The sequence below is a fragment of the Sphingomonas sp. ACRSK genome (assembly GCF_022346685.1).
GTDB lineage: Bacteria > Pseudomonadota > Alphaproteobacteria > Sphingomonadales > Sphingomonadaceae > Sphingomonas > Sphingomonas molluscorum.
In genome coordinates this window covers 1-7,190 of the sequence record NZ_JAKRNR010000062.1, presented here as the reverse complement: position 1 = coordinate 7,190, position 7,190 = coordinate 1, and the positions used below count along the sequence as shown (strand labels likewise).

The 7,190-nt window shown below is 70.1% G+C and carries 6 protein-coding genes; 3 read left to right on the top strand and 3 right to left on the bottom strand.

The features are described from left to right. Window positions 1-268 precede the first annotated feature (268 nt). A complete protein-coding gene (locus MHZ35_RS17415; protein WP_239436789.1) occupies window positions 269-772 on the top strand; it encodes a hypothetical protein in 504 nt (167 codons plus the stop codon). Window positions 773-859: 87 nt separating this feature from the next. Further along, window positions 860-2,680, top strand: coding sequence for a DUF885 domain-containing protein (locus MHZ35_RS17410; RefSeq protein ID WP_239436788.1), 1,821 nt, complete (start codon window positions 860-862; stop codon window positions 2,678-2,680). Between the two features lie 50 nt (window positions 2,681-2,730). Here MHZ35_RS17410 and MHZ35_RS17405 read toward each other — a convergent pair whose 3' ends face one another. The 3 genes from MHZ35_RS17405 to MHZ35_RS17395 are packed head-to-tail and all read right to left on the bottom strand — an operon-like array spanning window position 2,731 to window position 6,556. Further along, entirely contained in the window at window positions 2,731-4,311 is a 1,581-nt protein-coding gene (locus MHZ35_RS17405; RefSeq protein WP_239436787.1) for a sensor histidine kinase, read from the bottom strand. Next, complete coding sequence (locus MHZ35_RS17400) at window positions 4,308-5,015, bottom strand: response regulator transcription factor (RefSeq protein ID WP_239436786.1); 708 nt, start codon at window positions 5,013-5,015, stop codon at window positions 4,308-4,310. The genes MHZ35_RS17405 and MHZ35_RS17400 overlap by 4 nt, the downstream gene beginning before the upstream one ends. An 11-nt stretch (window positions 5,016-5,026) precedes the next feature. Continuing rightward, window positions 5,027-6,556 (bottom strand): DUF4153 domain-containing protein, encoded by a 1,530-nt coding sequence (locus tag MHZ35_RS17395; RefSeq protein ID WP_239436785.1) that lies wholly within the window; start codon window positions 6,554-6,556, stop codon window positions 5,027-5,029. A gap of 194 nt (window positions 6,557-6,750) precedes the next feature. On the opposite strand from MHZ35_RS17395, the gene MHZ35_RS17390 reads away from it, so the two are divergent. Further along, window positions 6,751-7,170, top strand: coding sequence for an EamA family transporter (locus tag MHZ35_RS17390; RefSeq protein WP_239436784.1), 420 nt, complete (start codon window positions 6,751-6,753; stop codon window positions 7,168-7,170). Window positions 7,171-7,190 lie beyond the last annotated feature (20 nt).

Sequence of the window (7,190 nt, the reverse complement as noted above, 5' to 3'; positions counted from 1 at the left end):
GACCATCGAACATCGGCGCTTGCAGCACCGCAAGTTCGCCGCCTAACATCAACCCCCTGACGAGGTCCGCACTCCGCTAATCTACGCCGCGAGTTGTGCCGAATGTTCTGACGACGGACATTCGGAAGGGTCGCTCGTCTGGCTCGATGTCGACACGCGCATCCGCGAGCTCTCGGACGATACCCGCTCGCTCGACGATTTCGCGAGGGCGTTCTTCGCGGCCGAGGAAGCGGGCACCTGCACCACGCGCACCTACACCTTCGACGAGGTGGTCGCCGCGCTCCAGGACCTCGCCCCGTTCGACTGGGTGCGATTCTTCCGCGATAAGATCGAGGGCAAGCACGAGGGCGCGCCGCTCCAGGGGCTGGAGCGGGGCGGCTACCGGCTGGTCTATCGGGACGCGCCGAGCGACTATTGGCGCAATGCCGAAACGCTGGCGGGCAACGTCAATCTGACGTTCTCGCTGGGCCTGACCGTCGACACGCAGGGCAAGCTGGAGGAAGTGCTGTGGGAGGGGCCGGCCTATGCCGCAGCCCTCACGACCGGCACGACGATCCTGGAGGTGGAAGGCGAGCCCTTCTCCCCCGATGCGCTGCGAAGCGCGGTCGCAACGGCGAACGGCCCGGGCGGCCGCGTCCGGCTGAAGGTCCGCGCGGGCCGGCAGGAGCGCACCGTCGAGGTCGCCTGCACGACCGGCCATCGCTATCCCCATCTCGAACCCATCGTGGGTGCCCGCCCGCGGCTGCTGGAGATCCTGGCGCCGCGCGGTTGACGATCCGGGGCGTGGAAAAGTGCGGCCGGGCGATTGCGCGGCGCGGGACGGCACGCGACAAGCAGGAAATCAAAAGGGGAGATTTCCATGCGTCCTGCCTTGGTGATGCTGCTGTTGCCGCTCGTTCCGCTGATCCAGGCGAGCAGCGCCCCGCCCACGGTGCAGGCGACAAAGGTCGCGGAAGGGGAGCAGGACGCGGCGCTGCTCGCCTTCCTCGATCGCGCCTTCGACGAGCAGGTCGCCCTCAGCCCGGAGACGCAGACGCACCTGGGCTTCAAGACCAACTATGACCGGCTGGACGACTATACGGACGCGGCAGCGCAGCGTCGGCGCGACCTGTCGGAGCGGCAGTTGAAGCAACTGCGTGCGCAGTTCCGGCCGGATCGGCTGAGCGAGAGCGCGCGCATCAGCTATCGCCTGTTCGAATATGAGGGGGAGCGCGCGCGCGAATCCTTCCGCTTTCGCAAGCTGCGCTTCCCCGTGTCGACCAACGGCAGCCCCGCGGGTTCGATCCCGGTGCTGCTGATCAACAACCACAAGGTCGACACGGTCGAGGACGCACGCGCCTATGTCGCCCGGCTGCGCGACACAGAACGGGTGATGCGCGAAGTCGCGGCGACGATGCGCGAGCAGGCGGCCGCCGGCATCATCCCCAACAAGGTGAACTTCGCGCCTGCGCGGGCGGATGCGCGCAAGGTCATCACCGGCGCGCCGTTCGACACCGGCGCCGATTCCACGCTGATGGCGGACTTCCGCAAGAAGGTGGGGGCACTCGACGCGCCGGCCGCCACCAAGGAGGCGCTGCTGCGCGACGCGCAGGCGGCGCTGACGGGGCCGTTCCGCCGCGGGTTCGACACGCTGTTCGCCGCGCTCGACGAGATCGAGCCCAAGTCGAAGGGCAACTTCGGCGCCTGGAGCCTGCCGGACGGCGCCGCCTATTACGCCGACCGGCTGAAGAACTCGACCACCACCAGCCTCACCGCCGACCAGATCCATGCGCTCGGCCTGCGCCAGGTGGCGGCGATCCGGCAGGAGATGGAGGCGATCAAGCGGGAGGTCGGCTTCCAGGGGACGCTGGAGCAGTTCTTCGATCACATCCGCACCGACCCCAAGTTCAAATATCCGAACACCGAGGACGGCCGGGAGGCGTATCTGCGCGACGCACGCGCGGTGATCGCATCGGTGATGGAGGTCGCGCCACGCTATTTCCGGGTGCTGCCAAAGGCGCCGCTGGAGGTCCGCGCGGTCGAGAAGTGGCGCGAGGGGACGGCCTCCACCGCCTTCTACAACCGCCCGTCTGCCGATGGATCGCGGCCGGGCATCTACTACGTCAACCTGGTCGACATGAACCAGACGCAGAAGGTGCAGGTCGCCGCCATCGCCGCGCACGAGGGCGCGCCGGGGCACCATTTCCAGATCGCGCGCCAGCAGGAGCTGACCGGCATCCCCAAGTTCCGCAAGTTCGGCGGCTACGGGGCCTTTACCGAGGGCTGGGGGCTGTATTCGGAGCGACTGGCGGACGAGATGGGGGTCTACAAGGGCCCCTATGACCGGTTCGGCATGCTGTCGCTCCAGGTGTGGCGCGCCATCCGGCTGGTGCTGGACACCGGCATCCATGCCAAGCGCTGGGACCGCGCGCAGGCGATCGCCTACTTCAAGGCCAACAGCTCGGTATCCGACACCGACATCGCGCGGGAGGTGGACCGCTACTTCAACTGGCCGGGCCAGGCGACCAGCTACATGGTGGGCCAGCTCAAGATCGCCGAGCTTCGCCAGCGCGCCGAGCGCGAGCTGGGGCCGAAGTTCGACATCCGCGACTTCCACGAGGTGGTGCTCGGCCAGGGCGCCCTGCCGCTCGACGTGCTGGAGGAGCAGGTCACGCGCTACATCGCGCAGCGGAAGGGCTGATCCGGGGCAGCGTGCTCCTGGGGAGGCAGGGGCGCTTGCTGGGGTTGCCTCTAAGGGGCTGCCGGGAGTGTAAGACGGAAGACGGTGCCGGACGGGGTGTCGAGCAGTTCCAGCTCGCCTCCGGCCGAGGCCAGCAGCGATCGTGCGATCGGCAGGCCTAGGCCCGTTCCCCCGCGTGCCCGCCGCGAGGTGAAGAAGGGCTCGAAGATCCGGCCACGGTCGGCAAGCGGGATGCCGCCACCATTGTCGGTGACGGTGACGCGCAGGCCGCGATCCTCCCGGATGCCGATCGTGATCGCGCTCGCCCCGGCCTGGCGGCTGTTGTCGAGAAGGGTGGTGAGCACGGCCTCGAGCGTCGCCTGCGGCATGGCGGCGGCTGGCACGGGCGTCTCCACCTCGACGGCGACGGCGCACTCCGCGCTGCCGAGCGCATCGGCCAGCCGGCGCGCCGTGGCGACGACGTCGGCGGTGCCGTCCGACGCTGCCGTCATCATGTCGGCACGGGCGAGCTCCAGCAGCCGCGAGACCAGCAGCGTCAGCCGCTGCGCATCCGCATCCACATTCGCCAGGAACCGACGCCGGTCCTCCGGCCCCATGTCGTCGGCATGGTCCTGCAGCAGCTCGATCGCGCCGCGGATGGCGGCAAGCGGCGTCTTGAATTCGTGGCTGACGGCATGGGCGAAGTCGCGCAGGTAGCGGGAACGCTTGTCGATCGCCTCGGCCATGACGGCGAAGTCGCGGTACAGGTCCTGGATCTCGATGGCAGCGGTGGGGGGCACCGCGGGCACGCTGCCCTGGCCGGCGGCGACGCCGCGCGCGGCCTGGCGCAACTGGTCGATCGGGCGAGCGATGCCGCGCGAGAGCAGGCCCGACAGGACGATCAGCGCGCCCAGGATCGCAAGCACCCCGAAGGCGATCTTGCCGCGATCCTCGTACAGGCCGACGAACAGTGCGCGTGCCGATCGCGACAGCAGCAGCACGCCGACGACCTGCCCATCGACGAAGATCGGGCGGGCATGGTGCACGCGGATTGCGGCGGCTCGCGACAGCCATTCGAAGCGATAGACCGCCCGATAGGCTCCGTTGCGGCGGAGGGTGGTGGCGGGCCTGCCGTCGAGCGCGGAGGCGACTTCGGGCAGGGCCGCGTAGCTGCCGCCTGCCTTGCTTCCCGTGACGAGGCGACCTTGCCGGTCGAGCAGCAGGATCGACGCGAGGGTCGCTTCGCGCGTCTTGGCGAGAACGGGCGCAAAGCGCACGGCCGCGGCATGCGTATCGGCTGTGGGCGGCCCGGCGGGGACGGGGGCCGGGCGCTCCGGAAGGATCGGGGTGCTGCTGAGATCGACCTCGGTGCTGCCGGCAGCCTCGTACGGCCGCCGCGCCATCACGGGCGGGCGTGCGGGAAGGGTGGAAGAGGTCCCTGGCCACATTGCGGCGGCGCTGGCGGCGAGCGCCGCGCCCTGCGCGGCCAGTTCGGCCTCCGTCTGGCGGACCAGCGTGTTCTCATAGACGCGCAGGAACACCGCGCCGACGCCGGGCAGCGCCGCAACCAGGAAGAAGCTGGCGAACAAATAGGTGCGCAGCGACAGCCGCGGCCAGTGCCGCCGGGCCCAGGCCTTGGCGCCTGCGATCACGCGGGGGCGCCGGTGCAGGTCCCGAGCCGGTAGCCGATGCCGGGACGCGTCTCGATCACGTCGGTGCCGCCGGCCTGCGCGAACTTGGCGCGCAGGTTGCGGATGTGGCTGTCCACCGTCCGGTCGGTGATGGCGAAGCCTGGGCCGTGGAGCCGGTCGATGATCGCGTCGCGGCTGAACACCTTGCCGGGCATCACCGCGAGCGTGCGCAGGATCGAGAATTCGGTGACGGTCAGCGGCACTTCCGCCTCGTCCCAGCGTGCCTGCCATCCCTCGACGTCCAGGGTGAGCCGGGCGTGGCGGATGGCGGCGCCGACGTGGTCGGCCGCGGGTGGTCGCGCATGGGTGCGGCGCAGGATCGCCATCACCCGCGCCACCACCTCGCGCGGCGAGAAGGGCTTCACGACATAATCGTCGGCACCCAGCTCGATGCCGAGCACGCGGTCGATCTCGTCGTCGCGCGAGGAGAGGAACAGGATCGGCAGCTCGCCGCTTGCCCGCAGCCGCCGGCAGACCTCCAGCCCGTCCATGCGCGGCATGTTGATGTCGAGCACGATCAGGTCGGGACGGCGCGCCTCGGCGAGCTCGAGTGCGGCCTCGCCATCCTCCGCCTCGACCGCGTCGAGCCCTGCCTTGCCGAGGGCGAAGACGAGCAGCTGGCGGATGTGCGGATCGTCGTCGGCGACGAGGATGGTGCGGGGCATGGGGCACAGGATCATGGTTGCCGCCCTTGCGTCAACGGCGCCGGTGGCGGGAACGGAGCGCCGTCACAGCCCCGGCCGTTCGGCACGGCGCGGGGGAGCGACGGGTGGTCACCGAGCCGTGCATGGGCGGCAGCGAGGCGGCGGGCGTTGCGCCAGGTCCAGCTGTGCCAGTCGGCCTGGTCGCGTTCGAGACGCCGCTGCGCCTCTGCACGGAGATAGGTGACGCGGTCGCGCAGGACGGGGCCGCCGGCGCGACGCTCGAGCTCGATGAGCGGCAGCAGCGCGGACGGGCCGAGGCGCGCGAGATAGCAGAGGTCGAGGTCGCTGCCGGCACGCGCATGGCGGACGTTCCAGGTGGCGGCGGTTGCCCCCAGGTCGATGAGGCTGGCAGCCGCAAGCACGGTGCAGCCTGCGAGTGCGCTGGCGTTGATGAGCCAGCGGGTCGAACGTCCGGCCAGCATCCGCCAGACGATCAGCACGAGTCCGACCGCCACCAGAACCATCCAGGCGAGCGCCGCGATGCGCAGGCGGGTGAGCGAAAAGGCGTCGACATAGTCGAGGGTGCGCAGGATGCTGGAGGCGACGAGCAGCAGGTTCTGCGCCACCCAGAGCAGGATCAGCCGCCGGACGAGCGGGCTGCGGGCGCCGCTGCTGCCGGGACGGGCCGCGACGAGCACGAACGCGCCGGCGAGCAGCGCCGTCACGATCAGCGGATAGGCGCCGCGATGGGCATAGTCGGCGAGCGTGACGCCGTCCGGCAGCGGCGCGCCGCTCCACAGGAAGGTGAGGTCGAGCGCATTCTCGATCGCGAAGATCGCGTTGAAGGTCACGAGCGACAGGGTGAGGGTCGCGATCGGCACGTCCGGTGCGCGCGGCCCCGCGAGCGCAAAGGCGTCGCCGATCCGCAGCATGGCGTGGCGCGGCCGCAGGCTGGGCCAGACCAGCAGCAGCGCGAACGACCAGAAGATCAGATGAAAAACGGCCGAGCTGAGATCGGGGACGCGGATCGCGGCAAAGGCATTGCCGATCAGCGGATTGGCGGTGGCGAACAGCGCGAGAAAGGTCGCGCCGCCCAGGAGCGGCAGCGCGAGGATCGTGAGAACCGCCACTGGCCCGGTCCCCGGCCGCGCGGGTGAGACCTTCCGCAGGCGTACCATGTCCTGCAGCAGCGCCAACGGAGTGAGCAGGCCGTGGAGGAACAGCCGCCCGGTCCAGCCAATCGCGGTCCCGAACCGGTGCTGCGGGAGCAGCGCCGCGGAGGCGAGCGCCGCCCAGAACAGGCACCAGTCGAGGGGGTCGGGGTCGTCCACCAGCGCGAAACCGAAGGCGGCCGCTACCAGCAGCGCGGCTAGCGCAGCCCGGTTGCGGCGCAGGTCGGGACGCGTGAGCGCGACCACCGCGGTCCAGGCCAGCGCGAAGACGCCGAGGGTGGCGCCTGGCTCTTCGCCATAGAAGAGCAGTTGCGCCACCGCGATCAGCGCGACGGCGCCGAGCGCTTTGCGGAGGAAGGTGAAACGTGGTCGGTGCGTGCTGGCGGTCATGCCGATCTCCCTTGATCGGCCCGGGACTAGGCAGCGCCCGTCGAGGTCGCGCGGAAGCGGTCGACCGGAAACCATGGCGCTTCGGTGCAGAAGCCGTGCAGACCGGCGTGCGACCATCCGAAGCGAGTGGACATGGCAGCGCTTTGGCGGCACGGCAGCGGCGCTTCTCCCCCACCACCGCGGGTCTCGAAATCATGACGCAACAGCCTGAAAGCCGCCGCGGCCTGATCCACGGCGCCACCGCCTATGGCCTGTGGGGTCTGCTGCCGCTCTATTTCCACCTTCTCGATCAGGTGGACGCCGGCGAGATCGTGGCGCAGCGGGTGCTGTGGTCCGTCGTGCTGCTGGTGCCGATCGTGCTGGTGCTGGGCCGTCGCGCCTCCTTGTGGGCGGTGCTGCGCAATCCCCGCACCATGGCGATGCTGGCGGCGAGCGCGGTGCTGATCGCGGCCAACTGGCTGCTCTATGTCTGGGCGGTGCTGCACCACCAGGTACTGGCCGCGAGCATGGCCTATTTCCTGAACCCGTTGCCGCTAGGCCGCCGACCTTCCGTTTCCGGCAATCGACACTGCGCGCGGGTCGCGCTAAGCCCTGCCGATGGTAGACGTTCCTAATACGCCGCTGCTCGACACGG

Excerpts from the sequence above, each read along its gene's own strand:
- MHZ35_RS17400 (WP_239436786.1), bottom strand. The coding sequence starts at position 5,015 with ATGCCCCGCACCATCCTCGTCGCCGACGACGATCCGCACATCCGCCAG.
- MHZ35_RS17410 (WP_239436788.1), top strand. The coding sequence starts at position 860 with ATGCGTCCTGCCTTGGTGATGCTGCTGTTGCCGCTCGTTCCGCTGATC.
- MHZ35_RS17390 (WP_239436784.1), top strand. The coding sequence starts at position 6,751 with ATGACGCAACAGCCTGAAAGCCGCCGCGGCCTGATCCACGGCGCCACC.
- MHZ35_RS17395 (WP_239436785.1), bottom strand. The coding sequence starts at position 6,556 with ATGACCGCCAGCACGCACCGACCACGTTTCACCTTCCTCCGCAAAGCG.